We start from the raw sequence: 26,281 nt of genomic DNA, 5'->3' as shown, positions 1-26,281 counted from the left end.
CGGCGTACATGGGCGTGGTGGGCCAGCCACGGCGCAACCGAGTGGAACCCCTGGGCCTCAGCGACGTCCTGCGAGGAGGCCATCACCCGGAACCGGAGCTCCGTCAACTGGCTCTCCAGGGCCACCGTGCGCTTCAGGGCCTCGGCCTTCTCCTCGGTGCTCATGAAGATCGGGTTCACCTCGGCCAACGACTTCAGCTCGGCCTCGATCACCTCACACGCGGCCAGCACTCGCGACACCCGACACCCCCCAGCACGCCTCGACGACACCGCTCCACAGCGGTCTGTACGTCGTTGCTCCTGGAGGCCCGGACACCCCGGACGATCACGTCACCCTTGCAACTGGCGCCACCGTCTCCGGATCCCCCAAGCGAGTGGGAGCCGGTGTCCTGAGTGACGACCTACGAGCACTCTATTCGAACAGCAGTTCGAACACAAGAGGGTCAGGCAGGTCGCGGGGCGTACATGATCACTGCCACGCCGACGAGGCAGATGGCCGCACCGACGACGTCGTAGCGATCCGGCCTGAACCCGTCCACGACCATGCCCCAGGCGAGGGAGCCAGCGACGAACACTCCGCCGTAGGCGGCGAGGATGCGGCCGAAGTGGGCGTCAGGCTGCAGCGTGGCGACGAAGCCGTAGAGACCCAGCGCGACCACCCCCGCGCCGATCCAGAGCAGACCGCGGTGCTCGCGTACGCCCTGCCACACGAGCCACGCTCCGCCGATCTCGGCAAGGGCGGCGGCGACGAAGAGGGCGATCGAGCGCGCGGTGTCCATGGCGAGATTCTCCCGCACGCAACGGAGCGTCGCGGGACCTGACCGGTCCTGAGGGCTGAGTCGTGGTGGACTGCCTGCATGACTCGTTGGCTCGATGCGCTGCAGCAGTTCACCCGCGGCATCTGGTTCCGCGCGACCGTCTACACGTTGGCAGCAGTCTTGCTGTGCGTGCTGGCGTGGGTGGTCAGCCACTTCCTTCCCGACCGGCTCGCCGTCGAGCTGGGGCAGGACTCGGTCTCCCAGATCCTCTCGATCCTGGCGTCGTCGATGCTGGCGGTGACCACCTTCTCGCTGACCACGATGGTCTCGGCCTACTCCTCGGCGGCGAGCGCCGGCACTCCACGCTCCACGCAGCTCTTCCTCGCTGACCGCACCAGTCAGAACGCGCTGTCCACCTTCGTGGGGGCCTTCGCCTTCTCCGTCGTCGGCATCGTCGCGCTCTCGCTCGGTGTCTACTCCGAGACCGGCAGGACGGTGCTCTTCGTGGGCTCCATCCTGGTGGTGGTCGCAGTGCTGGTGAGCCTCTTGCGGTGGATCGGGTTCCTGACGGTGTTCGGTCGGATGGCCGACGTGATCGACCGCGTGGAGAAGGCGGCCACCGAGGCGATGCAGGAGTACTGCCGGTCCCCGCGCCTGGGTGCGGCCCGGTGGGTGGACCCGCCCGCGGAGGCGTCGGGGGTTTGTGCCGACATCCCGGGCTACGTGGTCCGGCTCGACGCGGCTCGGTTGCAGCAGGTGGCAGCCGAGGAGGGTGTGACCGTCTGGGTGCACGCGAGAGCCGGGGCACGCGTCTCCCGGGTGACGTCGTTGCTCTCCACCTCCGAGCCGGTCTCCGACGCCGCGGCCGAGCGACTGCGCCGGGCATTCGTCATCGCCCACCACCGCTCGTTCGACCAGGACCCCCGTCTGGGGCTGATCTCCTTGTCGGAGATCTCCAGCAAGGGCCTCTCGCCGGGGATCAACGACCCGGGCACCGCCGTCGAGGTGCTCTCGGCGTTGCAGCGTGTGCTCCACGTGGCGCAGCAGGTGGACGGCGAGGCCGAGGTCGAGCACGACCGGGTCCACCTCGCGGAGATCGACCTGGACGACTTCGTGGTGGACGCCTTCCGTCCCACGGCCCGCGACGGCGCAGCGGTCGTGGAGGTAGCCGTACGTCTGCAGAAGGAGATCGCCACCCTCGTCGCCAGCGCCCCCGGGCCGGAGTGGCGCACCGCCCTGGTCGCCGCGGCCGCAGAGGCACTGCAGCGTGCGGAGGCGGCGTTGGACCTCGTGGCCGACCGCGACGAGGTGCACCGGGCGTACGCCCTCGCGACCGCCCCGCGGACGTGACCGCGGGGCGACCCGCGCGGCGCCCCCGGAAGGATTCGAACCTTCGACCGGCGGATTAGAAGGCCGCTGCTCTGTCCCCTGAGCTACGGAGGCGGGGGTGGGAACTTCACTGGGGATAAACATCGGGACAACTCCCGTGCAGTCCGTCCCATCTCAGCAAAGGACCCGAAGGGAGTCTAACGGCCGGAGACGCCGCCTCGGCGAGGTGGCACGCAACCGTTCGACGACCTGTGACAGCCAGCAGTGGCGCCCGGTTCGCGTGCCCGCCAACTCCGGTTCGTGTGGGGTATGGAGAGTGCTTTGCCCCCGAGGCACCTGATGCCTCCTGACGTCCCTGACACACTCCACCCGTGGACATCAAACGTGTACTCCCGACAACCGTGGCGGTCGTGAGCAGCATCGCAGCCGCGGCGTGCGCCTTCGGTTGGTACCAGAGCGAGCACTGGGGTGAGGAGAAGGCGTTCATCTCCTGCAAAGACCTCGGGGGGCAACTGGAGCTCGCCTACGCGTACCGCTCTGGTGACTCGGTGAGATTTACGCGGGAACTGAGCGACCAGGGCGTGTCCTGGTCCTACCGCATCAAGGTCTCTGAGAGTGACCCGCGGCGTGCCATCGAGGAGCGGGGACGTCTCCGCGTGGAAGACGAGGAGGCCGGAAAGTTCTACGGCCCCACCGGCGACGTGATCGAGTGCGAGCAGGTCGACTCCGCCGAGCAGTGAGCTTGGTTCACCCGATCAGAGCCACTGTTCCGCCCACCGGGACGGGCGCGGGGCGGCTCAGGACCCGGTCGGGAGTCTGACGGTTCGAGCGGTCCCACCCGGGAGGGGTGACACCCACCCCCACGCAGTCCACTATGAGGGGATGACCCTCTCGGCGCCGCGGTCTCGTCGTACGCACGTACGCCCTGCTGCGGCGCGTCTGGCGGCAGCGCTCCTTGCCACAGTGCTGCTCGCGGTCCAGGCATGCGGCGTCACGCGCGGGGACCAGGGCAACGACATGCTGATGATCATCCCCAACAGCCCCGGGGGCGGTTACGACCTCACAGGGCGCGCGGCGGTCGAGGTGATGGAGGCCAACGACATCACCGGCGGCAGCTTCACGGTCGACAACGTCGTCGGCGCTGGCGGTGCGGTCGCGATGACCGCGATGATCGGTCGTGCGGGTGCGGAGGACACCCTCATGACGGTGGGTCTCGGCGTCGTCGGCTCTACCTACTCGTTCGGCTCCGACTACGGCGTCCGCGACGCCACCCCGATCGCTCAGCTGATGAGCGAGCCCGAGGGGATCCTGGTGCCGGCCGACTCGCCCTTCGAGGACCTGGACGACCTGGTCGAGGCGTGGAAGGCGGACCCCGGCTCGATTGCCGTCGGCGGCGGCTCCTCGCCCGGTGGCCCCGACCACCTCTTCCCGATGCAGCTCGCCGACACGGTCGGCATCGACCCCAACGACGTCAACTACGTCTCCTACGACGGCGGTGGCCCGCTGACGAGTGCCCTGCTGGGCGAGAAGATTGCCGTCGGCTTCTCCGGCCTCGCCGAGTTCGAGGGATCGATCCGCAGCGGCGAGCTCCGCGTGCTGGGGGTCTCGGGGGAGGAGCGGTATCCCTCCGGCCCGCTCGCCAAGGTACCGACGCTGACCGAGCAGGACGTCGACCTGGTCTTCATCAACTGGCGCGGCGTGCTCGCGCCGCCGGACGTGCCGCAGGAGCGTGTCGACGAGTTCATCGGCTGGTTCGAGGAGATGCACGAGACCGACGAGTGGGCTGAACAGATCGAGAAGAACGGCTGGACCGACGACTTCATCACCGGTGAGGAGTTCGGCGACTTCCTCGCCGAGCAGGACGCGCGGGTCTCGGGGACCCTCGAGGATCTGGGGCTGCTGTGAGCACGACGACCACGGACGTACGCACCTCCGACCGCGCGCAGTACGGGCTCGCGCTCGCGCTGGCCCTGGTCGGCATCTACACCGTCGTGGACGCCAGAGGCCTCAACGTCGGTTTCGGTGACCCCGTCGGGCCGCGGCTCTTCCCCTACGTCATCGGCGGCGGCATGGTCCTGCTTGGTGCGCTGCTCGCCGTCGCCGCCGTGCGCGGGGACGTGCCGCAGGCCGAGGAGGGCGAGGACGTCGACCTGACCTCGCCGGCCAGCTGGGTCACGGTCGGCCAGCTCGTCGGCATCATGGTGCTCAACCTGCTGTTGGTCAACGTGCTCGGCTGGGCGATCACCGGAGCCCTGCTCTTTGCAGGCGCGGCCAGGGTCCTGGGCAGTCGTGCCCTCCTCGTCGACCTCGCGGCGGGCGCGGTGCTGTCGGTCTCCAGCTGGTACTTCTTCTACTCGGGCCTCGGCGTCCCGCTGAGTCCGGGCGTGCTGGACGGGATCCTGTGATGGACGCCTTCAGCCTCCTCCTCGACGGCTTCACCGCCGCCCTGACCTGGGAGAACCTCGCCTTCGCCGCCATCGGCGTGCTGCTCGGCACCTTCGTCGGCGTGCTGCCCGGCATCGGGCCGGCGATGGCGCTCGCCCTGCTGCTGCCGGTGACCTACGGCCTGGACGCCACCCAGGCGCTCATCATGTTTGCCGGCCTCTACTACGGCGGGATGTACGGCGGCTCGACCACCTCGATCCTGCTCAACACCCCCGGTGAGAGCGCCTCGGTGATGACCGCCGTCGAGGGCAACCGGATGGCCAAGCAGGGCCGCGCCGCACAGGCGCTGGCCACCGCCGCCATCGGCTCCTTCATCGCCGGCACGATCGGCACGCTCCTCGTGGTGTTCTTCATGCCCACGCTGGCCGAGCAGGCGGTCAAGATCGGGGCGCCCAGCTACTTCGCGATGATGCTGCTGGCGATGGTGCTGGTCAGCAGCGTGCTGGGGGCCTCGCGGTTGCGCGGCTTCATCGGGCTCTTCATCGGCCTGACCGTGGGCCTGGTCGGCCTCGACCAGTCGACCGGCCAGGCCCGGCTGACCGGTGGCACCTTGGAGCTGGCCGACGGGATCGACATCGTCGTCGTGGCCGTGGGCGTCTTCGCGATCGGTGAGGCGCTGTGGACCGCGGCGCACCTGCGCCGCCGTCCCCTCGAGGTGATCCCCGTGGGCCGTCCCTTCCTGGGCCGTGACGACTGGCGCCGCTCCTGGGGACCGTGGCTGCGGGGGACCGCCTTGGGTTTCCCCTTCGGCGCGCTGCCCGCCGGCGGTGCGGAGACGCCGACCTTCCTGTCCTACGTCACCGAGCGCAAGCTCGCCCACCGCAAGGGCCGGTCCGACGAGTTCGGGCACGGCGCCATCGAGGGCGTGGCCGGTCCCGAGGCCGCCAACAACGCCAGCGCCGCGGGCATGTTCGTGCCGTTGCTGGCCCTCGGCCTGCCGGTGACCGCCACGGCGTCGATCCTGCTTGCCGCGATGCAGAAGTACGGGATCGTCGCCGGCCCCACCCTGATGGACGACGAGTCGGCCCTGATCTGGACGCTGCTGGCTAGCCTCCTGATCGGCAACGCCCTGCTGCTGGTCATCAACCTGCCGCTCGCGCCCGTGTGGGCGCGGCTCCTGCGGATCCCGCGGCCGCAGCTCTACGCCGGCATCCTCTTCTTCGCGTCGCTGGGTGCCTACAGCGTCAACCGCAACCCGTTCGACCTGGCCCTGCTCCTCCTCTTCGGCGCGGTCGGGCTGGCGATCCGGCGCTTCGGCATCCCCGTGCTGCCGCTGATCCTGGGCGTGATCCTCGGGCCGCTCATGGAGGTCAAGCTGCGGGAGGCGCTCGACGTCTCGGGTGGTGACGTGAGCGGCCTCTTCAACGAGGGCCTGGCCATCGCGATCTACGTGGTCGTCGTGCTGGCCGTGGTGGTGCCGCTCGTCCTGGCGCGTCTCCGTCCTCCGGAGCGCGTCGTCCCGGAGATGCAGGAGGTGGAGCGATGACGGTCGTGGTCGGCTACATGCCCAACGAGTTCGGGGAGGCAGCCCTCGCCGCAGGGGTGCGGGAGGCGCGGCGACGTGGCACGCGCCTGCTCGTCGTCAACGCGACCCTGGGGGACACGTACGTCGATGACCGGTTCGTGGGCACGTCGGCGGTCCCTGCCTTGCGGGAGCGCCTCGACTCCTACGACGTGCCGATCGAGTTCCGCCAGGAGATGGGCTCCGGCGTCTCGCAGCTGCTGGTCGAAGCGGCCCGTGATGCCGACGCCCAGGTGCTCGTCATCGGACTGCGTCCGCGCACCCCCATCGGCAAGATGATCATGGGCAGCGTCGCCCAGCGGGTCCTGTTGGACGCCCCCTGCGCGGTGCTCGCGGTGAAGCCCGGCGCCCGGGGGACCTGACCCTCGGGCGTCCGGCTCAGTCCTTCTCGCACATCATCGTTGCGGAGACGACCGAAGGTGCGCCCCCTCGGTCCCTGAAGACCTCGGGGGCGGCGGCGGTCAACCGATGAGTCGGTCAGAGACCCACGGCAGTCGCTCCGTGCGCGGCCTGCTCGGGCGTGAAGCCCTCGAACTTCAGCTGGTCAATCAGACCCTGACGGGAGAAGGAGGACATCTCGAGGTAGCTCTCCGCCGAGGCTGCGGCCTGCTTCATCCAGTCGGCGTTCTGCGCGTCCACGCCGTACTCCGCATCCTGCCGCGAGAAACCCTCGAACTCCAACTGCTCGATCAAACCCTTGCGAGAGAAGGCAGACATGTTGAGGTAGGACTCCGCGGACTCACGGGCGTTCTCTTGGGCGACAGTCTCCTTCGGCTCCGAGTCTGCCTTCTTCGAGGTGGCCTTGTCCTTCGACTTCTTGTCCTTGGACTTCGCGTCCTGGTTGTTGACGTCGGCCCGGTCGGCGGCGGTGCCACCGTCGTCGACCTCCATGGCGCACCCCGTCATGAGGAGAGCTGTCAGTGCTGCGGCGACTGCGTACTTGATCTTCATTTGTCCCCCAAATGGTGATGTCTCTTGGGATCCAGCATGGGATGCCGCGAGCCTCGCCGCAGGAGAACGGAGAACATCGTGCGAAGAGCGCGGAGCTCAGCACTCCGCCGGCTCAGCCCTCCACCGGCTCAGTGCTCCAGGCCCACCATCGCCGCCGACTCGTCCCACAGCCGCGCCGCCAGAGCCTCGTCGCGCGCCGCGGGGGCGAGCTTCCCGGGCTTCTTCCTCTCGTAGTAGCCACCCGGCTCCCAGTCGACGTCGGGCGTGCCGTCGGCGAGCCGAACCAATGGCTCGGCGCCCTTCTCCGGACTGATCGTGAAGAGGTTCTTGACGACGGGCGTGTGGTAGAGCGCGCGGAGGAAGGTGCCCTGCTCGTTGGCGAAGTTGGTGCCGACGACGCCGGGGTGGAAGGCGACCGCCGAGACGCCCTCGCTGCCGTGGCGGCGCTGCAGCTCGCGGGTGAAGAGGATGTTGGCGAGCTTGGCGTTGCCGTAGGCCTTGTGCGGTGTGTAGTCGCGCTCGTTCTGCAGGTCGTCGATCCGGAAGTCGGCGAAGGTCCGGGACGCCACGCTCGAGGTCTGGATCACCGTCGCCTGGCTGGAGACCAGCTTGGGCATCAGCAGCTCGGTGAGCAGGAAGCCCGCCAGGTGGTTGACCTGGAAGGTCTGCTCGAAGCCGTCGACCGTCACGCGGCGCTCGCCCATGATGCCGCCGGCGTTGTTGGCGAGCACGTCGATGTTGGCGTAGTCGTAGAGCTCCTTGGCGAGCTGCCGCACCTGCTGCAGGTCCCCGTAGTCGGCGACGTGGAAGGGGGCGTCGAGCTCGCGGGCGACCCGCTCGGTCTTCACCGGGTCGCGCCCGACCAGCACGACCGTGTCACCCCGCTCGGAGAAGACCTTGGCGGCAGCGGCGCCGATGCCGTCGCTGGCACCGGTGATGACGATCGTCCTGGCGGTCATGTCGGTCCTCGGGGGGTAGGGGTCGGAGACGCTGACTCCCACCCTTCCCCGCGGCGAGCGTGACGATGCCTGCTGGACGGGGGAGTGGTCAGGAGGCCTGGCTGCGCGGGCCGACCTCCCGCTCCGCCCCACGTTCGACGACCCGGGGAGCGACCTTCCGTCCGGCCGGCAGGAAGGACCCCGTGCCGAACGTGGTGCCGAAGCCGGGCTCGAACTCGCCCCGCCCGAAGACGACCCGGCCCGAGATGATCGTGGCGTGCACGGCGGCGTCGTTGCGGTTCACCATCCGCCGCACGCCACCGAGCTCCTCCAGCGGCGCCTCGGCATACTCCTTGACCGACGCGTCGAGCCCGGCAGGGTCGACCACGACGAGGTCGGCCCGGTCGCCCTCGCGGATCCGCCCGGCGTCGAGCCGGTAAATATCGGCGAGCTCGCCGGTCAGCTTGTGGATCGCCTGCTCCAGGGGGATGAACGGCATGCCGGCCTGCTGCGCGCGGTGCACCCGCTCGAGCAGGCAGATGCCGAAGTTGTAGAAGGCCATGTTGCGCAGGTGGGCGCCCGCGTCGGAGAAGCCGATCGTCACGCCGGGCGTCTTCAGCAGCCGCTGCGCGACCTTCTCGCGGGCGTTGGCGATCACGGTGGTCCACCGGAAGGCGGTGCCGTGCTCGACGACGAGGTCGAGGAAGCAGTCGACCGGGTGCAGGCCGCGCTCGCGGGCCACGTCGCCGACGGTGCGTCCGACGAGCGCCTCCTCGGGGCACTCGACGATGCGGGCGTCGTCGAAGTCGCGGTGCCACACCCGTGGGCTGAACCGCTTCTCGAAGTCCTCGCGGAACCAACGCCGGTAGGCCTCGTCGCGCAGCAGGTCGTTGCGGCCCATCTCCTCCTTGAGGTGCAGCGCCTCGCGGCCGCTGCCGAACTCCTCGAAGACCACGAGGTCGATGCCGTCGGCCCACACCTGGAAGGTCGTGGGCAGGTGCTGCCAGACGAACTTGCCGCGCCCCAGACGGTTGGCGACGAAGGCGAGCGGCGCGAAGATGCGGTTGACCCACGGCTCGGCGAGGGTGTCAGCGGCCGAGAGCAGCGAGACGCGCAGGGGCTTGCGGAAGAGGCCCATCGAGGTGGTGACGTAGAAGGCGACGTCGACCTTGGTGTTGAGGTTCGGCACCCCCTGCAGCACGCCGTCGCGGCGGCGCAGGAGCCGGCTGACCCGTCGGAACTCCTTCCAGCTCGCGTGGGTGGAGGGCAACGTACGCGAGCGGTAGCGGTCGCCGTCGAGCTTGTCCCACGGGTTCGTCATCGTCGAGACACCCATGAAGCCGGCGTCGAGCGCCTCGGAGATGCGCCGCTCGATCTCCTTCATCTCCGACCGGCTGGCCCGGTGGGCCGGGTCGGTGGAGCGGCCCAGCCCCATCACCGAGGCGCGTACGTCGGAGTGGCCCAGGAAGGATGCGACGTGCGGCCCGAGTGCGAGCTCGTCCAGCGCCTTCGCCCATTCCTGCGGAGTACGCCAGGTCTTGCGTTCCCGCATGGCGGCGAGCACCGACTCCCGCGGCAGTGCCTCGACCCGGCTGAAGAGGTCGGCCACGTCGAGGGCGTCGCTGTAGACGGCGGAGATGGAGCAGTTGCCCACGAGCACCGTGGTGACGCCGTGGCGCACCGACTCGTGCAGCCCCGGCGCGACGACCAGCTCGGCGTCGTAGTGGGTGTGCGCGTCGACGAAGCCCGGCATCACCCAGCGGCCCTCGGCCTCGACCACGCGCGTACGCCCGTCGACCGGCAGGGGCGTCTCGCTGACGGCGGCGACGTGGCCGTCCCGGATGCCGACGTCGGCGCGTCGTCCCGGGGCGCCCGTCCCGTCGAAGTAGGTGCCGCCCCTGACGACCACGTCGAACTGGTTCATGCGTGTCTCCCTCGCTCCGCTCGGCCCCCTGTCGTGAATGTAATGCAGGTCACATGATCTGGCGAGGAAAGCGACGCGAACGACGAAGGGCACCTCCGAGGTGGAGGTGCCCTTCGTGGAGCGAGCGTGCAGCGGGGGAGTCAGGCCTTGGCCGGTGTCTCCTCGCTGCGAACCTCGTCGCCGCGCAACTTCTCGAGCCCGGCCATGAGGTGGTAGAGCACCAGTGCGGCGGCGGTGCCGATGGCGATGCCCCCGAGCTTGATGTCGCCGAAGGTGAGGACGTCGTTGCCCATTCCCATCGCCAGGATCAGGGCGACGGCGACGGGGAAGAGGTTGCGCTGCACCCCGAAGTCGACACGGGCGTCGATCCACATGCGCACGCCGATCAGGCCGATGATGCCGTAGAGCGCGAGCGTGGCGCCGCCGATGACCCCGTTGGGGATCGTGAAGAGCAGGGCACCGACCTTGGGCGACATCGCCAGTAGGATCGCGATGACGCCGGCGACCCAGTAGGCGGCCGTGGAGAAGACGCGGGTGGCGCTCATGACGCCGATGTTCTCGCCGTAGGTCGTGGTGGCCGAACCGCCGCCGAGGCCGGCGATGATCGTGGCGGCACCGTCGGAGAAGAGGGTCTTGCCGGTCATCTCGTTGATCGAGTCGTCCTCCACCAGGTGGGCGACCGAGCGGACGTGGCCGACGTTCTCCGCGACCAGCACGAAGACGACGGGCAGGAACATCGGCAGGACGGCCCAGTCGACGCTGGGGGTCGTGAACTCCGGGAAGCCGATCCAGGCGGCTGCCTCGACGCCCGTGAAGTCGAGGACGCCCATCGCGAGGGCGACCAGGTAGCCGACCACGAAGCCGAGCAGCACCGCGATGCGGCCGATGAGTCCGCGGAAGACCGCGGCGATGACCACGATGGCCACGACCGTCACGGTCGCCAGGAGGACGCTCTCGTTGTCGGCCGGCTTGCGGCCCGGCATGAACGAACCACCCGCGTCGAGGTTGATCACGTTGTTCCACGACGCCTGGGCGAGGTTGAAGCCGATCAGCGCGACGATGGCCCCCATCACCACGGGCGGCATCAGGGCGTGGATCCAGCCGGTGCCGACCGCGTTGACGACCAGGCCCACGACGGCCAGGGCGACACCGGTGACGACGATGCCGAAGAGCGCGGCGCTGAAGTCGTCACCGCTCGTCGCCGCCAGCACGGGGGCGATGAAGGCGAACGACGACCCGAGGTAGCTGGGCACCCGGTTGCGGGTGATGACCAGGAAGAGCAGCGTCCCGATGCCGGAGAAGAGCAGCGTGGTGCTCGGCGGGAAGCCGGTGATGAGCGGCACCAGGAAGGTGGCGCCGAACATCGCGACGACGTGCTGGGCGCCGAAGCCGATGGTCTGGGGCCAGCCGAGGCGTTCGCCCGGCTTCACGATGGCGTCGGGCGCGACGGACTTGCCGTCGCCGTGCAGGGTCCAGGGCACGGACTTCCTCCTGGGGAGCGGGACCGCGGGCGCGGTCGGATGGGGTGGGCCGGGGGTCAGTCGCAGGTGTCGCACTGACCGGTGGCCGGCAGCACCATGAAGCAGGTGGGGCAGAACTTCTCCGCCGGCGGGGCCGGCTTGGCGGGCGCGGCCGGGCGCGTGCTGGCGGCGGCGCGGGGCGTACGCGGTGTGCTCGCCCGCCCCGTCGACGTGCGGGTCGCCGCGCCCGAGGAGGCGGCACGCGGGCGGCGGGCCGGCTCACGCGTCGGCGGCAGTGCGGCCTCCCCGCCTCCGGGGGGCAGGTCGGCGCCGTGCGTCCGGTAGCAGTCGAGGCGTTCCTCGGCCGCGTGCATCTGGGGGTTGGCCACGGTGTCGCCGCGCACTGCGTTGACGGTGTCGGCATACCACTCCGGCATCAGGCCGTCGGTGCCGACGACCAGGGAGCCGAGCAGCGGCTCGCGTCGCCGCAGGCAGTCCTTCGCGACCCGGTAGAGCACGTCACCGATCCACAGGCCCGGCGCCTGGCGGTTGCGGATGCGCGTGCGCTCCTGGAGCTGTCGGGCGAACTCCGGCACGGTGATCACCGCGTGGTAGTCGCCCGCCACGTCGGCGAGCACGTGACGGGCGGCGAGCGCGTAGGTCTCCCGCACGTTCTCCAGGTCGATGGTGCGGGCCTCGATCCACGGAGTGTCGTTCACGTCCGCCGATCCTACGCCCGGTCCTCAGAAGGTGAGGTCGGCAGGCTGAGGCTCAAGCAGCGCTGCCGACGCCGTGGCGTAGAGACGCTGCTTGATCGTGCCCAGGGTGCGGCGGTCCTTGCCGGCGAGGTCGGCAACCTTGGCCACGGCCGCGTCGCGCAGCTCCTCCAGCGTGACCGCCTCGTCGACGAGGCCGGCAGCGGCCGCGTCCGCGCCACCGAAGCGCCGGCCCGTGGTCATGGAGGCCACCTGGGTCTGCGGCGTGGTCTTGGCGACGATGAGGGCGTTCATGCCCTCGGTGAACGGGATGCGGATGTCGGCCTCGGGGAAGCAGAAGAAGCCGCGGTCGGAGCGCATCACCCGGAAGTCGTGGGCGATCGCCAGCATCGCGCCGCCACCGAAGGCGTGGCCGTTGACGGCCGCGACGGTCGGCACCGGCAGGGTGAGCACCTTGGCGAACATGGCGTGGATCCGGTCGACGTAGGAGGGCAGCTCGCCGGCGTTGGCCATGATCCACTCCAGGTCGAGGCCGTTGGAGAAGAACTTGTCGCTGCCGGTGGTGAGCAGGGCAGCGGGCTCGTCGCTGCCGGCGATCTCGTCGAGCGCGGCGTCGACCTCGGTGAGGAAGTCGGGCGAGAAGCGGTTCTCGCTCGTGCCGAGGTCGAGGGTCCAGATCGGGCCGTCCTTGCTCAGTGCCGGCATGTGTCTCTCCTGTAGGTCGGTTCGGTGGTCGTGGTGGGCCTGCCGCGGTGATGTTACCCGTCGGTAGGCATTTTGTCGCCGGGTCCCTCGCGCCGCAGCAGCACCAATACCTCGTAGTGCGGCGTGTGCGGAAACATGTCGAGCAGCTGGGCCCGCACCGGCCGCCACGACGGCATGGACGCGAGGTCGCGGGCGAGGGTCTCGGCGTTGCAGCTGGAGTAGAGCACCCACGAAGCGCTCGAGTGCTCGAGCCAGTCGGCCAGCGCCGTCCCGATGCCGCGCCGGGGCGGGTTGACGACGACCAGGTCGGCGGCGTGGTCCTGCCGCACGGCCCAGGCGGCGGCGTCTTCGGTGAGGAACTCCACCCCGTCGACGCCCCGCTCGTCGGCCGAGGCCCGGGCGCTCAGGATCGCCTCGGGGCTCACCTCCACGCCCACCACCCGGCGTCCGGGCGCGGCCAGGTGCAGCGCGAAGCCACCCACCCCGCAGTAGAGGTCCCACACCTCGCGGGCGTCGGCGGCGAGCTCGTCGACCCAGGACCGGGCCTGGCGGTAGAGCTGGGCGGCGACCTCGGTGTTGGTCTGGAAGAAGCTGCGCGTGCGCAGGTGGAGGTCGATCCCGTTGACCGTCATCGTCAGGGTCTCCCCGTGGAGCACGACCTCGTCGTCGCCCTCCAGCACCGCCTTGTGGTCGGGCTGCAGGTTGGCCGAGACCAGCTCGGCGCGCAGCCCGACGTCGGCCATCGCCTCGAGCAGCGCCGGAAGGTGCTTGCGCAACCGCGGCAACGACTCGGTGGAGCGCAGCACGAACCGCACCATCAACGCCCCCGACGGGGCCTCGGTCACGAGCAGGTGCTTCAGCTCGCCGCGGCGCGTCGGGACGTCGTACGGCGTCAGGCGTGCGGTCGTCACGAAGCCGGCGAGCAGCTCCAGCGCGGCGTGCACCCGGTCGGAGTAGAGGGGACAGTCACGCAGGTCGACGCCGCGGCCGCCGACGCCCCGGTCGTCGCGGGCGAGGATGCCCAGCGTCGGCGCCTCCACGGTGCCGGCGACGACCATCTTGGCCTTGTTGCGGAAGGCCCGCTCGGCACCCACGACCGGGGGCAGCCACTCGGGACGGCCCACCGGGTCGAGCAGGGCCCGGACGTGGGCGAGCTTGCCGTCGACCTGCTCGGCGTGTGGCAGCGCGAGCAGGGAGCAGGAGCGACACCGGTGGGCGTCGAAGTGGTGGCATTGCATCAGCCGCGCAGCCGACCCATCCATTCCTCGACGGCGTCGGGGGAGCGGGGCAGGGCGGCGGAGAGGTTGCGTGACCCGTCGGCCGTCACGAGGATGTCGTCCTCGATCCGGATGCCGATGCCGCGCAGCTCCTCGGGCACCAGCAGGTCGTCGGCCTGGAAGTAGAGGCCCGGCTCCACGGTCAGCACCATGCCCTCGGCCAGGGTGCCCTTGGCGTAGGCGTCGGGCGCCGCCTGGGCGCAGTCGTGCACGTCCATCCCGAGCATGTGGGAGGTGCCGTGCAGGGTCCAGCGGGCGTAGACCTTCGAGGAGGGGTCGAGGGCCTCCTCGGCGCTCACGGGCAGCAGGCCCATGTCGGCCAGGCCGTGTGCGAGCACCCGCATCGCCGCGTCGTGGGCGGCGATGAAGGCGGCGCCCGGGCGGACGGCCTCGATCCCGGCGCTCTGGGCGTCCAGCACGAGCTGGTAGAGGTCGCGCTGCACGGGCGTGTACGTCCCGCTCACCGGCAGCGTCCGGGTCACGTCGGCGGTGTAGAGGTTGGTGTTCTCCACGCCCATGTCGAGCAGCACCAGCTCACCGGGGGTGATCGGACCGGTGTTGTCGATCCAGTGCAGCGTCGTGGCGTGGGAGCCGCCGCCCACGATCGAGTCGTAGCCGATGTCGTTGCCCATGGCCCGGGCCCGGCGGAAGAACGTGCCCTCGATCCAGCGCTCCCCGAACTCCAGCACGCGGTCCCATTCGCGCACGGAGTCCTCGAAGCCGAGCGTCGTCACGTCGCAGGCCTGCTGCAGCTCACCGACCTCCCAGTCGTCCTTGACCAGCCGCAGCTCCGACAGCACCCGGCTCAGCTCGGCGTCGGCGCCCTCGTCGCTGGTCACGGCGCGGTCGAGGGTGCGCTCCACCTCGGGGTGCACGCCACGGTGCACCCGGGTCTTGGTGGAGGCGTCGAGCCGCTGATCCAGCTCGTCGACGTGGCGCACCTCCATGTCGAGCAGCTCGGCGAGCTCGGACAGCGAGGGGCGCTTGCCGGCCCAGAGCGCGCCGTACTGCCGGTCGCGGAAGAACTCGTCGGTCTCGCGCGAGGAGCGGGGACGGGCGTACAGCACGGAGCTGCCGTCGGGCTCCACGACGAGCACCGCGTCGGTGGTCTGGTTGCCCGTCAGCCAGGTGTGGGCGGTGTCGGGCCGGAAGCGGTAGTCGGTGTCGTTGGCCCGCACCTTGAAGGTGCCGGCCGGCACCACGAGGCGCTCGCCGGGGAAGAGGTCGGCCAACCGGCTCCGGCGGCGGGCGGCGTGCTCGGCGACGGGGTGGCGTCCGACGTCGGAGGGCAGGTCGGCCCAGCCCTGCCGCATGAAGGCGGCGTAGGCCTCGGGGACCGCGGGGTCGTGCGACTGGGTGCCGGTCTCGTTCTGCTCGCTCACGTCCCTCACTGTACGCCCGGCGCCCGCCCGTCCGGCGAGCCCGCGGTCGGCGTCCCGCTAGGGTTCGCGGCATGGTCCGTCACCACCGCGAGAGCGTGGTCTTCACGCTGGTCGTCACGCTGCTGGCGTTCCTCGGCGCTGCCCTGATGGGCCTGGTCATCGCCCTCTCCGGGGCCCCCGACACCCTGCTGCTCGCCACCTTCCTGGCCTTCCTGCCGGTCGGACCGTTGCTGGCCTGCTTCCTCTGGCTCGACCGCTACGAGCCCGAGCCGCGGGTGCTCCTCGCCTCCGGCCTGGCCTGGGGGGCGTTCGTGGCGACCGCTGCCGCGATCGTCCTGCAGGGCATCGGCGGACTCTTCACGGGAGTCGACGGCGTCACGGAGATCGCGGTCGTGGCCCCCGTGGTGGAGGAGGCGACGAAGGGCGCGTTCCTGGTCATGCTGCTGTGGTGGCGCCGGGCCGAGCTCGACGGCATGCTCGACGGGATCGTCTACGCCGGCATGGTGGGCATCGGCTTCGCCTTCGTCGAGAACATCCTCTACCTGGCCGCCGCCTACGACGGCACCGACGGACTGGGGCCCGGTGGCAGCGGGGCCCTGACCATGACGTTCGTCATCCGCTGCCTGGTCAGCCCCTTCGCGCACCCGCTCTTCACCGCCTTCTTCGGCATCGGCGTCGGCATCGCCGTCAACAGTCGTACGCCCTCGGGTCGCTTCGCGGCGCTCGCGACGGGGTATGCGTTGGCCGTGCTGACCCACGCGATGTGGAACGGTGCCGCCCTCGGGCTCGGCGGCAACTTCGTGGTGGTCTACCTGACCCTGATGGCGCCGCTCTTCCTGGCCTTCGTGGGCTTCGCGGTGTGGCTGCGCCGCTCCGAGCGCACCATGCTCACCCGGTCGCTGACCGACGCCGCCCACCGCGGCCTGCTGCCGGCCACCGACATCGCCTGGCTGGTCGACCTCGGCGCCCGCCGTGCCGCCCGACGGTTCGCCAAGGAGCGCGGTGGGGATGCTGGGGAGCGCGCCATGGAGGAGTACCAGCAGGCAGCCGTCGAGCTGGGCTTCCTGCACCACAGGTACCTTCGTGGCACGCCGCCCCCGGACTTCGCCGCTCGCGGCCAGGTGTTCGTGGAGCGGCTCCACACCGTTCGCCCCTACATCTCCTTCCCCGGACAGGTGGTCCCCACGCGATGACCGACGAGACCCCCGGCGCGACGGGCGCGACCCCTCCCCCTAGTGTCGAGAGCACCCAGATGCTCACGGCCCTGGTCCAGCTGCGCGGCGCGCTCCAGGCGGCCGACCTGCCGCTGGAGACGCCGGGTGTGGCTGAGCACCGGCAGGCGCGCGCCGACATGGTCTCCCAGCTGGAGGACTACGTCATCCCGCGGCTGATGACCATCGAGGCCCCGATGCTGGCCGTCGTCGGCGGCTCGACGGGAGCCGGCAAGTCGACCCTGGTCAACTCGCTGGTCGGCCACCGCGTCACCGAGCCCGGGGTGCTGAGGCCCACCACCCGCTCCCCGGTGCTGGTGCACCACCCCGAGGACGGTCACTGGTTCGGCCAGGACAGGTTGTTGCCCGACCTCGAGCGCGTCTCCACGCCGACCCACGACCCCGAGGCCCTGCAGCTGGTGCCCTCCGAGGCCGTGCCGCAGGGGCTCGCGGTGCTGGACGCCCCCGACATCGACTCCGTCGAGGAGCGCAACCGCACCCTGGCGGCCCAGCTGCTGGCGGCCGCCGACCTGTGGCTCTTCGTGACCTCCGCCGCTCGTTACGCCGACCAGGTGCCGTGGGACTTCCTGCGCGAGGCAGCGGACCGCTCCGCAGCCGTGGCCATCGTGCTCGACCGCACTCCCGACGAGGCCCTGGAGACAGTGGCCACCCACCTGGCCCGGATGCTCGCCGCACGCGGGCTGAAGGACTCGCCGCTCTTCACGGTGCCCGAGCGGACGCTGCCGCCGACCGGTCTGCTGCCACCCGACGCGGTGGCCGAGATCCGTGAGTGGCTGGAGTCGTTGGCGGCCGACGCCGAGGCGCGGGCGGGGGTCGTGCGACAGACGTTGGAGGGCGCGATCCGCACCGTCGCCCGCCGCACCCACCAGGTCGCCGACGCGGCCGCCGAGCAGGCCGAGACCCACGAGCGGCTGCTGCGTGGCTCCGAGGACGCCTACGCGGCGGCGCTGGAGAAAGTGGTGGAGGCCACCGCCGACGGCACGATGCTGCGGGGGGAGGTGCTCGCCCGCTGGCAGGAGTTCGTCGGCACCGGAGAGCTCCTCAAGTCGCTGGAGAACCGGGTCGGGTGGCTGCGCGACCGCGTGGTCAACGCCGTGAAGGGCAAGCCCCAGCAGGCCGAGCGCATCACGGTCGCGGTGGAGTCGGGGCTGGAGACGTTGCTGGCGGAGCACGCCGAGGCCGCTGCCGAGGCCGCGGCCGCCTCGTGGTCGTCGTTGGCGTCGGGCCGGGTGCTGCTGGACGAGGCGGGGGAGGACCTCTCCCGTGCCTCACGCGACTTCCGGCGCCGCGCGGAGCGTGCCGTGCGTGACTGGCAGTCCGAGGTGCTGGAGATGGTGCGCACGGAGGGTGCTGACAAGCGCTCGACCGCCCGTTTCCTGGCCTACGGCGTCAACGGTCTCTCGGTCGCGCTCATGGTGGTCGTCTTCGCCCACACCGGCGGCGTCACCGGCACCGAGGCCGGCATCGCCGGCGGCGGTGCGGTCCTGGGCCAGAAGCTGCTCGAGGCAGTCTTCGGTGACCAGGCGGTGCGCACCATGGCCACGCGGGCCCGGCAGGATCTCGAGCGCCGGGTGCGCGAGCTGCTCGACGTGGAGCGACGCCGCTACACCGACCTGCTGGAGGTCGTGGGTGGCAGCGCCGACGTCTCGGAGAACCTGCGTCAGGCGGCCCGCCGGGTCGACGACCTGCGTTTCGCGCAGTCGCGCTGAGGCAGCGGCAGCACACCGACTGGAGTCCACGGGTGTGGCGCCCACTATTCTGGGTAGACGCACTCCATCCCCCCTTCGGCAGAGGAAGCGATGACGTCTCTTCTCGAGGGCGCCAGGAAACTGGTGACCCGTGGTTCCGACATCGGCGCTCGTCTCGACGGGCTCGAGCAGGCGGTGACCTCTGCGCGGGGGCGCATCGACGACTCCGTGCTCGACCAGACGTCCGCACTCGTGGAGCGCACCGCGGCCCGGTTGCGCATCTCCGCCGACCACACCGTGGTGGCGCTGGCGGGTGCGACGGGCTCGGGCAAGTCCAGCACCTTCAACGCGCTGACGGGCCTGGAGCTGAGTGCGGTCGGCGTACGCCGGCCCACGACGTCGTGGGCGACGGCCTGCATCTGGGGCGATGAGGGCGCCCCCGAGCTGCTGGAGTGGCTGGGCATCCCGCCGCGCCACCAGGTCACCCGCGACTCCATGCTGAGCGTGGGCCGGGAGAAGGACGAGCTCGACGGTGTGATCCTGCTCGACCTGCCCGACCACGACTCGACCGAGGTGAGCCACCACCTCGAGGTCGACCGCCTGGTGCAGCTGGCCGACCTGATGATCTGGGTGCTCGACCCGCAGAAGTACGCCGACGCCGCGATCCACGACCGCTACCTCTCCCGCCTCGCCGGCCACCAGGACGTGATGCTGGTGGTGCTCAACCAGATCGACCGGGTGCCCGCCGAGCGTCGAGACGCGATGGTCGACGACGTGCGTCGCCTGCTTGCCGCCGACGGACTCAACGGCGTCCCGGTGATCCCGGTGAGCGCGGCCCAGGGGTGGGGCATCGCAGAGCTGCGCGCCGAGGTCGCCCGCAAGGTGAAGAGCAAGAAGGTCGCCCGCCAGCGGCTCGAGGCCGACCTGCGTGCGGCGGCGACGACGTTGCAGGGCTACACCGGCACGGGGCCCGTCCCCGAGCTGCCTCGAGCGCGTGTCGAGGCGCTGGAGGAGGCCTTCGCCGACGCCGCCGGCGTGCCGACCGTCGTCAAGGCGGTGGAGGACTCCACGCGGTTGCGGGCCAACCGGGCCACCGGGTGGCCGGTGACCTCGTGGGTCTCGCGGCTGAAGCCCGACCCCCTCAAGCGCCTCCACCTTGACCTGGGTGCCGACGCCAAGGCGCTGACGGGTGCGGCTCGCACGTCCGTGCCGGCCGCCACCCAGGTGCAGCGCGCCCGCGTCGACAGCGCGGTGCGCGGACTGGTCGACGACGCGACCGTGGGGCTGAAGCAGAACTGGGCGCACTCGGTGCGTGAGGCCTCCGTGCGTCGCCTGCCCGACGTCAACGACCGCCTCGACCGGGCGCTGGCCACCACCGACCTCGGCGCCGACCGGGTGCCTGCCTGGGCGCAGGCCGTCCGGGTGCTCCAGTGGATCCTCATCACCGCGGCGGTCGTGGGGGCCCTGTGGCTGCTGCTGCTCACCCTCGGGACCTCCGCGGGTCTCGGTGACGTCCCGACGCCCGAGGTGCTCGGCTGGCCGCTGCCGCTCCTGCTGCTCGCCGGGGGCGTGGGCCTCGGCCTGCTGCTCGCCCTGGCGGGCCGCCTCCTGGTCAGCCTCACGGCGCGGCGGCGAGCCCGCGTGGCCGACTCACGGCTCCGCTCCGCCATCCACGAGGTCTCCGAGGAGCTCGTGGTGGAGCCGGTGCGCGCCGAGCTGGCCGCTTACGCGTCCACGCGCGCCGGCATCGACGCAGCCCTGCGCTGAGCCTGCTCGACACTGCCCTGCGCTGAGCCTGCTCGACACTGCCCTGCGCTGAACCTGTTCGACAGCGGGGGAGCGCCGCGGGCTCTCCCCAGCCGGACCCGTGCCGGCCCCCTCCCCAGCCCGGCCTCGTAGCGACGTCCGGGGTCGACGCTTCGCGGTCATCCTCGACGGACGACGCCACGGTGGCGTCCAGCAGAGGAGAGAGCGATGAACGACAGCCTGATCACCTTCACCGGCTGGGTGGGATCCCAGGTCGAGCTGACCCACGTGGGGGAGGGCGACGGCGTTCCCGTCGCCACCTTCCGGGTGGGCTCGACCCCGCGGCGACTCCGCGACGGCCGCTGGGAGAACGGCGAGACGATCTGGTACGCGGTGAAGGCGTGGCGCTCGTTGGCGACGCACCTGGCCGCGTCGGTGCGCAGCGGCGAGCCGGTGCTGGTGACAGGCCGCTTCGTCGCGGAGTCCTGGCAGAAGGAGGACGGCACCCCGGTGACCCGCCACGTCGTCGTGGCCCAGTCCGTGGGTCACGACCTCACCCGCGGCACGAGCACGTTCACCCGCGCAGTGGCCGGGTCCACCGTGTCCGCGGCCACGGGGGAGGAGTCGACCCCCGGGCCGCTCGCCTCCGCCGACCCGGTGGACAGCGCGGCGTGAGCGCGCGACACCCGGGGCGGCGGTGAGCTCGGTCGAGACGACCGGGTCAGACGACCAGCAGTGAGACCGTCGAGACCACCACGGTGGCCACGACCTCGATCACGCCGATGCGCCCGGGGGTGAGACCGCGCCCGGGCAGCACGGCCGCGCGCAGGGTGAGGAGGGCGAAGACCCCCACCAGCCACGGCGAGACCGCTCCCATGGCCAGGGTGGTGGCGAGGTGGACGCCCACGCTCAGGCGGAGGAAACCGGGGTTGCCGCGCTCCCGGATCGCGCTCTTGACGTAGAAGACGGTCCCGGCGAAGTAGGCGAACTGGATCGCCGCCAGGAGCCAGCCCCGGTCCAAGGAGCCGCCGGGGCCGGTGCCTGCGTCGTAGGCGACCACGGCGATCAGCCCGGAGGCGGTCACCGTGGTCAGGCCCGCCACCAGGTCGCGCTCGTGCCGTTGCGCCGCGGCCACCAGGCCGACTCCCAGCGGCAGGACGAAGGCCGGGGCCCACCTCACCAGCTCGGGTTGGACCGCGAGGACCACCAACCCGAGCGCCAGGGCCGCGGGCACGTAGACGCGTACCGGCGGGAACCAGCGGTCGCGACGCCTCGCCTTGAGCCACAGACCGGTGGCGAAGAAGGCGAAGTAGCCGGTGAACCAGAACGCGGCCAGGGGCAGGTGCACCCACGTCGGGCCCGACGCCACCGTGCCCACGAAGAGAGGGGCGGCGAGCATCGCCCAGGCGCCGTGCTGGTTGGGCACCCAGCCGGGGCTGCGGCGTCGCGGCCGCGAGCGGGGGTGGACCGTGGTCACGCGTCGAGCGTACTGCGCCCCTCGCCGGCGTCCGCGATGAGCGGGCTCCGCGCGCGCCCCGCTAGGCTCGGGCGCATGGCTGAGTACGTATTCACCTTGCGCAACGTACGCAAGGCCCACGGCGACAAGGTCGTCCTCGACAACGTCACCCTCTCGTTCCTGCACGGCGCCAAGATCGGTGTCGTCGGCCCCAACGGCGCCGGCAAGTCGTCGCTGCTGAAGATCATGGCGGGGCTCGACCAGCCCAACAACGGCGACGCGATCAAGGACCCCGAGGCCACCGTCGGCATGCTCCAGCAGGAGCCGCCGCTGACCGAGGGCAAGACCGTCCTGGAGAACGTCGAGGAGGCCGTCGGCGAGATCAAGGCCAAGCTCGACCGCTACAACGCGATCTCCGAGCAGATGGCCGACCCCGACGCCGACTTCGACACCCTGCTCGCCGAGATGGGCGACCTGCAGACCGACCTCGACCACGCCAACGCGTGGGACCTCGACAGCCGTCTCGACCAGGCGATGGACGCGCTGCGCTGCCCGCCGCCGGACGTGCTGGTCGACAACCTGTCGGGTGGAGAGCGCCGCCGCGTCGCGCTCTGCAAGCTGCTCCTCCAGCAGCCCGACCTGCTGCTGCTCGACGAGCCCACCAACCACCTGGACGCCGAGTCGGTCCAGTGGCTCGAGGGCCACCTGAAGAGCTACCCGGGCGCCGTCCTGGCGATCACCCACGACCGGTACTTCCTCGACAACGTGGCCGAGTGGATCGCCGAGGTCGACCGTGGCTCCATCCACGGTTACGAGGGCAACTACTCCACCTACCTGGAGACCAAGAAGGAACGCCTCAAGATCGAGGGCCAGAAGGACGCCAAGCGCGCCAAGATGCTCGAGCGCGAGCTCGAGTGGGTGCGCTCCAACGCCAAGGCCCGCCAGACGAAGTCTAAGTCGCGTCTGGCCCGCTACGAGGAGCTCGCCGCGGAGGCCGACAAGGCCCGCAAGATCGACACCGCCGACATCAACATCCCGCCCGGCCCGCGCCTGGGTGACGTGGTGCTCGAGGCCAAGCACCTCACCAAGGGCTTCGAGGACCGGGTCCTGTGGAACGACATCTCGTTCAGCCTGCCCCGCGCCGGCATCGTCGGCATCGTCGGTCCCAACGGCGTCGGCAAGACCACCCTCTTCCGCATGATCACCGGTTCCGAGCAGCCCGACTCCGGCGAGCTCGTCGTGGGCCAGACGGTCAAGATCTCCTACGCCGACCAGAGCCGTGGCGGCATCGACCCCAACAAGAACGTCTGGGAGGTCGTCTCCGACGGCCTGGACTTCATCAAGGTCGCCAACTTCGAGATGAACAGCCGCGCCTACGTCGCCTCCTTCGGCTTCAAGGGCCCCGACCAGCAGAAGAAGGCCGGCGTGCTCTCCGGTGGTGAGCGCAACCGCCTCAACCTGGCGCTCACCCTCAAGCAGGGCGGCAACATGCTGCTCCTCGACGAGCCGACCAACGACCTGGACGTCGAGACGCTCTCCTCGCTGGAGGACGCGCTGCTGGAGTTCCCCGGCTGTGCCGTGGTCACCTCCCACGACCGGTGGTTCCTCGACCGCGTCGCCACCCACATCCTCGCCTGGGAGGGCGACGAGGAGGACGGCGGCAAGTGGTTCTGGTTCGAGGGCAACTTCGCCTCCTACGAGGCGAACAAGATCGAGCGCCTCGGGCCCGAGGCCGCCCGTCCGCACCGGGTGACGCACCGTCGCCTGACGCGCGACTGAACCGCCCCGCACGCACTCGCTCCCGGTCACCGCCTCACGCGGTGGCCGGGAGTCTGCGTCTCAGCGGGAGCGGCGGAACTCCATCTCGGGACGCGCACCGATGAGGTGGTCGGCGACCGTGTCGAAGACCCGTCCGACCGCGGCGAAGTCCTCCTCGCTGACCAGGTCGACGAGGTTGGCCCGCACCCCGCGCACGTGCACGTGGGCTGCGTCCTCGAGCAGGGCCATGCCCTTGTCGGTCAGCGTCGCGACGACCCCGCGGCCGTCGTCGGGGGAGGCGCTGCGGCTGACGTAGCCGGCCTTCTCCATGCGGTTGACCGTGTGGGTGACCCGGCTGCGGCTGTGGGCCAGGGAGTCGGCCAGCTGCGCCATCCGCATCTGGCGCCCCTCGCGCTCGGAGAGGCGTACCAGGATCTCGTACTCGGTCATCGAGATGTCGTACGCATGGCGAAGGTCGTCGTCAAGCCGGTCCTGCAGCAGCGTGTGGCCGAGCAGCAGTGCCCGCCAGGCCCGTTGCTGGGGCTCGGAGAGCCACCGGGTCTGCGTCTGTTCGCTCATGGGGGCGACCCTAGCGCCAGCCCGACGGGAGCCGGGCGCGGCACGACGGAGGAAAGTTGAGGATGAGATCATGTGCCGGTGCGCCACGTCTACGAGTGCCCGGTGCGCTGGGCCGATCTCGACATGCTCAACCACGTCAACAACGTGACCTACGTCGACTACCTGCAGGAGGCCAGGGTCGACATGCTGCGGACCCATGCCCCCGACGCGCGCGCCCACGACCTTGCGGGCAGCCCTACGGAGGGCCTGGTGGTCGTCAGCCACGACATCGCCTACCTGGCGCCCATCGCGCCGCGCACCGTGCCGGTGAAGATCGAGGTCTGGGTGACCGAGATCCGCGCCGCCTCGGTGACGATGGCCTACGAGATCTTCGACGAGACCGAGAGCGGCGACCGGGTCGTCCACGCCCGCGCCAGCACGGTGCTGACCCCGTTCGTCTTCGCCGAGGAGCGCCCGCGGCGTCTGCGCGAGGACGAGAAGGAGGCGTTGGCGCAGTTCCTGGAGGAGGCCCCGACCGCGGTCCTGGAGCGCGGCACGCCTCGTCACCTCGCCGACGGCCACTACACCCTGCACGTGCGTTTCAGTGACGTCGACGTCTACGGCCACGTCAACAACGTCAAGTACTTCGAGTACTTCCAGGAGGCCCGGATCCCCGTCATGGACCGGATCAGCGCCGGCGAGGACAACGCCGGGGTGGGGATCGTGATCGCCCGCAAGCAGGTCGACTACGTGCGGCCGATCCGGTTCCGCGCCAAGCCCTACGACGTGTGGAGTTGGGTCTCCCACGTGGGCCGTCGCTCGGTCACCGTGGAGTCGGAGATCTGCGACGGCGACACCCTGCTCAGCCGCGCCAAGGTGGTCATGGTCTTCTTCGACCCGCACACCCAGCGCAGCGCGGAGCCCCCGGCCGCCCTGATGGACCGCCTGCGGGAGTTCGAGGCCCTCGAGGCCTGAGCCCGGGCTCCGGGTCAGTCCGGGGTGTTGCGCAGGAACTGCGCGGCGTGGGTGACGTACGCCCAGAACTGCTCGTCCTGCTCGGGCGTCAGGTCGGCGGCGTCCAGCCCGGCCCGGAAGTGGTGCAGCCAACGGGTGGCGGCGTCGGAGTTGACCGCGAAGGGGGCGTGGCGCATCCGCAACCGCGGGTGACCGCGCTCCTCGCCGTAGGTCGACGGACCGCCCCAGTACTGCGCGAGGAAGAGGCGGAAACGGTCGGCCGCGGCCGCGAGGTCCTCCTCCTCGTACATCGGACGGAGCACCGGGTCGGTCGCGACGCCTTCGTAGAACGTGTCGACGATCGTGCGGATCGTCTCCATCCCGCCGATCTCGTCGTAGAAGGTGCTCATGGCGCCATTGTGCCGGAGGCCTCGTCGGCCACGACCTCCACGTAGCGGGTGTGCGGGATCCGGATGCCCTCGTGGTCGAATCGCGCCTTGATCCGCTCGCGCAGCGTGCGGGCCACGCCCCACTGCTCCATCGGTGCGGTCTTGACGGTCACCCGGACGACGACACCCTCCGCGGTCATCGACTCGACGCCCGGCACCTCGGGCTCCTCGACCACGCGGCCCCGGAACTCCTCGTCATGCCACAGGTCGGTCGCCACCTCGGCGAGCACGCGGCGGACCTCGACCAGGTCGGCCTCGTAGGAGACGGTCACGTCGAGCACCGCCCGGGCCCAGTTCTGGCTCATGTTGCCCACCCGCAGGATCTCGCCGTTGCGGACGTACCAGACGGTCCCGTTGATGTCGCGCAGCCGGGTCACCCGCAGCGTGACGGCCTCCACGGTGCCTGACGCCTCACCGAGGTCGACGACGTCGCCCACCCCGTACTGGTCCTCGAAGATCATGAAGATGCCGGAGAGGAAGTCCTTGACCAGCGCCTGCGCGCCGAAGCCCAGCGCGATGCCGACGATCCCGGCGCTGGCCAGGATCGGGGCGATGTTGACGCCCAGCTCGCTGAGCACCATGGTCAGGGCCACGGCCACCAGCACGCCGCTGATCATCGACTTCAGCAGGCTGCCGATCGTCTTGGCCCGCTGCACGCGCCGGGTGGTCGCGACGAGGTCACCGGTACTGCTCTCCGTGCTGCGACCCACGGACCCGGTGCGGGCCAGCCGTTGCGGCATTCCCATGGGGGTCTCGGCCTGGCGGACCACCCGGTCCACCACGCGGTGCATCGCCCAACGCGCGACCAGGGTCAGCGCGACGATCAGCGTGATGGTGAGGGGCGCTCCGAAGACGAGGTCCGCGGCGTCAGCCACGCGACGGCTCCCCGTGGCCCGCATCACCCAGTCGCAGATCGTCCCTCCGTCGCTGCAGGCAGAACTGGCGGCACTCACGACAGACATGGGGGCCAGTATTGCGGACGCACCTGAGGCCGAGGATCGATCGGGTGCTCAGGCGCGCGGGGCGAGAGGATA

General features: G+C 70.7%; 25 protein-coding genes, 1 tRNA gene and 1 pseudogene. 12 read left to right on the top strand and 15 right to left on the bottom strand.

Annotation, left to right across the window (positions count from 1 at the left end):
* Nucleotides 1-239: pseudogene (locus IEQ44_RS10950) on the bottom strand (HNH endonuclease); the annotation flags it as partial.
* A gap of 203 nt (nt 240-442) precedes the next feature.
* Nucleotides 443-778: a YnfA family protein gene (locus IEQ44_RS10945; RefSeq protein WP_193638507.1), complete on the bottom strand. Its 336-nt coding sequence runs from the start codon at nt 776-778 to the stop codon at nt 443-445.
* Between the two features lie 78 nt (nt 779-856).
* Between IEQ44_RS10945 and IEQ44_RS10940 the strand changes: the two genes are divergently transcribed.
* Nucleotides 857-2,107 (top strand): DUF2254 domain-containing protein, encoded by a 1,251-nt coding sequence (locus IEQ44_RS10940; RefSeq protein WP_193638492.1) that lies wholly within the window; start codon nt 857-859, stop codon nt 2,105-2,107.
* A gap of 20 nt (nt 2,108-2,127) precedes the next feature.
* On the opposite strand, the gene IEQ44_RS10935 is transcribed toward IEQ44_RS10940, so the two are convergent.
* Nucleotides 2,128-2,200: transfer RNA gene (locus tag IEQ44_RS10935), tRNA-Arg, on the bottom strand.
* A gap of 296 nt (nt 2,201-2,496) precedes the next feature.
* Between IEQ44_RS10935 and IEQ44_RS10930 the strand changes: the two genes are divergently transcribed.
* From IEQ44_RS10930 to IEQ44_RS10910, 5 genes are all read left to right on the top strand, one after another.
* Nucleotides 2,497-2,826, top strand: a complete 330-nt coding sequence (locus tag IEQ44_RS10930; protein ID WP_193638491.1) for a hypothetical protein — start codon at nt 2,497-2,499, stop codon at nt 2,824-2,826.
* A 142-nt stretch (nt 2,827-2,968) separates the two neighbouring features.
* Nucleotides 2,969-3,991, top strand: a complete 1,023-nt coding sequence (locus IEQ44_RS10925; protein ID WP_193638490.1) for a Bug family tripartite tricarboxylate transporter substrate binding protein — start codon at nt 2,969-2,971, stop codon at nt 3,989-3,991.
* On the top strand, nt 3,988-4,491 hold the full coding sequence (locus tag IEQ44_RS10920; protein WP_193638489.1) for a tripartite tricarboxylate transporter TctB family protein: 504 nt from the start codon (nt 3,988-3,990) through the stop codon (nt 4,489-4,491). Before IEQ44_RS10925 ends, IEQ44_RS10920 begins: the two co-directional genes overlap by 4 nt.
* Nucleotides 4,491-6,017: a tripartite tricarboxylate transporter permease gene (locus IEQ44_RS10915; RefSeq protein ID WP_193638488.1), complete on the top strand. Its 1,527-nt coding sequence runs from the start codon at nt 4,491-4,493 to the stop codon at nt 6,015-6,017. Before IEQ44_RS10920 ends, IEQ44_RS10915 begins: the two co-directional genes overlap by 1 nt.
* Entirely contained in the window at nt 6,014-6,415 is a 402-nt protein-coding gene (locus tag IEQ44_RS10910; RefSeq protein ID WP_193638487.1) for a universal stress protein, read from the top strand. Before IEQ44_RS10915 ends, IEQ44_RS10910 begins: the two co-directional genes overlap by 4 nt.
* A gap of 115 nt (nt 6,416-6,530) precedes the next feature.
* Here IEQ44_RS10910 and IEQ44_RS10905 read toward each other — a convergent pair whose 3' ends face one another.
* From IEQ44_RS10905 to IEQ44_RS10870, 8 genes are all read right to left on the bottom strand, one after another.
* Nucleotides 6,531-7,004, bottom strand: coding sequence for an Ltp family lipoprotein (locus IEQ44_RS10905; RefSeq protein WP_193638486.1), 474 nt, complete (start codon nt 7,002-7,004; stop codon nt 6,531-6,533).
* A 128-nt stretch (nt 7,005-7,132) separates the two neighbouring features.
* Nucleotides 7,133-7,963, bottom strand: coding sequence for an SDR family NAD(P)-dependent oxidoreductase (locus tag IEQ44_RS10900; RefSeq protein WP_193638485.1), 831 nt, complete (start codon nt 7,961-7,963; stop codon nt 7,133-7,135).
* Nucleotides 7,964-8,051: 88 nt separating this feature from the next.
* A complete protein-coding gene (locus tag IEQ44_RS10895; RefSeq protein WP_193638484.1) occupies nt 8,052-9,866 on the bottom strand; it encodes an N-acyl-D-amino-acid deacylase family protein in 1,815 nt (604 codons plus the stop codon).
* Between the two features lie 140 nt (nt 9,867-10,006).
* Nucleotides 10,007-11,347, bottom strand: coding sequence for a uracil-xanthine permease family protein (locus tag IEQ44_RS10890; RefSeq protein WP_193638483.1), 1,341 nt, complete (start codon nt 11,345-11,347; stop codon nt 10,007-10,009).
* A gap of 56 nt (nt 11,348-11,403) precedes the next feature.
* Nucleotides 11,404-12,045, bottom strand: a complete 642-nt coding sequence (locus tag IEQ44_RS10885) for a hypothetical protein (RefSeq protein ID WP_193638482.1) — start codon at nt 12,043-12,045, stop codon at nt 11,404-11,406.
* A gap of 24 nt (nt 12,046-12,069) precedes the next feature.
* Nucleotides 12,070-12,747: an enoyl-CoA hydratase-related protein gene (locus IEQ44_RS10880; protein WP_193638481.1), complete on the bottom strand. Its 678-nt coding sequence runs from the start codon at nt 12,745-12,747 to the stop codon at nt 12,070-12,072.
* Between the two features lie 53 nt (nt 12,748-12,800).
* Nucleotides 12,801-14,009, bottom strand: a complete 1,209-nt coding sequence (gene rlmC / locus IEQ44_RS10875) for a 23S rRNA (uracil(747)-C(5))-methyltransferase RlmC (RefSeq protein ID WP_227487293.1) — start codon at nt 14,007-14,009, stop codon at nt 12,801-12,803.
* The gene (locus tag IEQ44_RS10870) at nt 13,985-15,406 is read right to left on the bottom strand and encodes an aminopeptidase P family protein (protein WP_319804619.1); all 1,422 of its coding nucleotides are present in this window, start codon (nt 15,404-15,406) and stop codon (nt 13,985-13,987) included. The genes rlmC and IEQ44_RS10870 overlap by 25 nt, the downstream gene beginning before the upstream one ends.
* A gap of 71 nt (nt 15,407-15,477) precedes the next feature.
* Here IEQ44_RS10870 and IEQ44_RS10865 point away from each other — a divergent pair, with 71 nt between their 5' ends.
* The 4 genes from IEQ44_RS10865 to IEQ44_RS10850 all read left to right on the top strand — a co-directional run bounded on the left by IEQ44_RS10865 (nt 15,478) and on the right by IEQ44_RS10850 (nt 20,747).
* Entirely contained in the window at nt 15,478-16,599 is a 1,122-nt protein-coding gene (locus tag IEQ44_RS10865) for a PrsW family intramembrane metalloprotease (RefSeq protein WP_193638480.1), read from the top strand.
* Nucleotides 16,596-18,347, top strand: coding sequence for a dynamin family protein (locus IEQ44_RS10860; protein WP_227487292.1), 1,752 nt, complete (start codon nt 16,596-16,598; stop codon nt 18,345-18,347). Before IEQ44_RS10865 ends, IEQ44_RS10860 begins: the two co-directional genes overlap by 4 nt.
* Before the next feature lie 90 nt (nt 18,348-18,437).
* Entirely contained in the window at nt 18,438-20,093 is a 1,656-nt protein-coding gene (locus IEQ44_RS10855; RefSeq protein WP_193638479.1) for a YfjP family GTPase, read from the top strand.
* A gap of 207 nt (nt 20,094-20,300) precedes the next feature.
* Nucleotides 20,301-20,747 (top strand): single-stranded DNA-binding protein, encoded by a 447-nt coding sequence (locus tag IEQ44_RS10850; protein ID WP_193638478.1) that lies wholly within the window; start codon nt 20,301-20,303, stop codon nt 20,745-20,747.
* 46 nt (nt 20,748-20,793) lie between these two features.
* Here IEQ44_RS10850 and IEQ44_RS10845 read toward each other — a convergent pair whose 3' ends face one another.
* On the bottom strand, nt 20,794-21,549 hold the full coding sequence (locus tag IEQ44_RS10845; protein ID WP_193638477.1) for a YwiC-like family protein: 756 nt from the start codon (nt 21,547-21,549) through the stop codon (nt 20,794-20,796).
* A gap of 75 nt (nt 21,550-21,624) precedes the next feature.
* Here IEQ44_RS10845 and ettA point away from each other — a divergent pair, with 75 nt between their 5' ends.
* Nucleotides 21,625-23,307, top strand: a complete 1,683-nt coding sequence (gene ettA / locus IEQ44_RS10840; protein WP_193638476.1) for an energy-dependent translational throttle protein EttA — start codon at nt 21,625-21,627, stop codon at nt 23,305-23,307.
* 60 nt (nt 23,308-23,367) lie between these two features.
* On the opposite strand, the gene IEQ44_RS10835 is transcribed toward ettA, so the two are convergent.
* Nucleotides 23,368-23,865 carry a MarR family winged helix-turn-helix transcriptional regulator gene (locus IEQ44_RS10835; RefSeq protein WP_193638475.1) on the bottom strand — a complete coding sequence of 166 codons (498 nt, stop codon included), beginning with the start codon at nt 23,863-23,865 and terminating at the stop codon, nt 23,368-23,370.
* Nucleotides 23,866-23,937: 72 nt separating this feature from the next.
* On the opposite strand from IEQ44_RS10835, the gene IEQ44_RS10830 reads away from it, so the two are divergent.
* The gene (locus tag IEQ44_RS10830; protein WP_319804618.1) at nt 23,938-24,819 is read left to right on the top strand and encodes an acyl-CoA thioesterase; all 882 of its coding nucleotides are present in this window, start codon (nt 23,938-23,940) and stop codon (nt 24,817-24,819) included.
* 14 nt (nt 24,820-24,833) lie between these two features.
* Here the strand turns inward: IEQ44_RS10830 and IEQ44_RS10825 are convergent, their stop codons facing one another.
* Both IEQ44_RS10825 and IEQ44_RS10820 read right to left on the bottom strand, forming a co-directional pair.
* Nucleotides 24,834-25,208, bottom strand: a complete 375-nt coding sequence (locus IEQ44_RS10825) for a globin (protein WP_193638474.1) — start codon at nt 25,206-25,208, stop codon at nt 24,834-24,836.
* Nucleotides 25,205-26,209, bottom strand: coding sequence for a mechanosensitive ion channel family protein (locus IEQ44_RS10820; RefSeq protein ID WP_227487291.1), 1,005 nt, complete (start codon nt 26,207-26,209; stop codon nt 25,205-25,207). Before IEQ44_RS10820 ends, IEQ44_RS10825 begins: the two co-directional genes overlap by 4 nt.
* Nucleotides 26,210-26,281: the final 72 nt, after the last annotated feature.

Source organism: Nocardioides malaquae, assembly GCF_015070385.1.
In the GTDB taxonomy this organism is placed as follows: Bacteria; Actinomycetota; Actinomycetes; order Propionibacteriales; family Nocardioidaceae; genus Nocardioides; species Nocardioides malaquae.
Note: the sequence above shows the minus strand (reverse complement) of the source record. Positions and strands in the feature narration are given on the sequence as shown.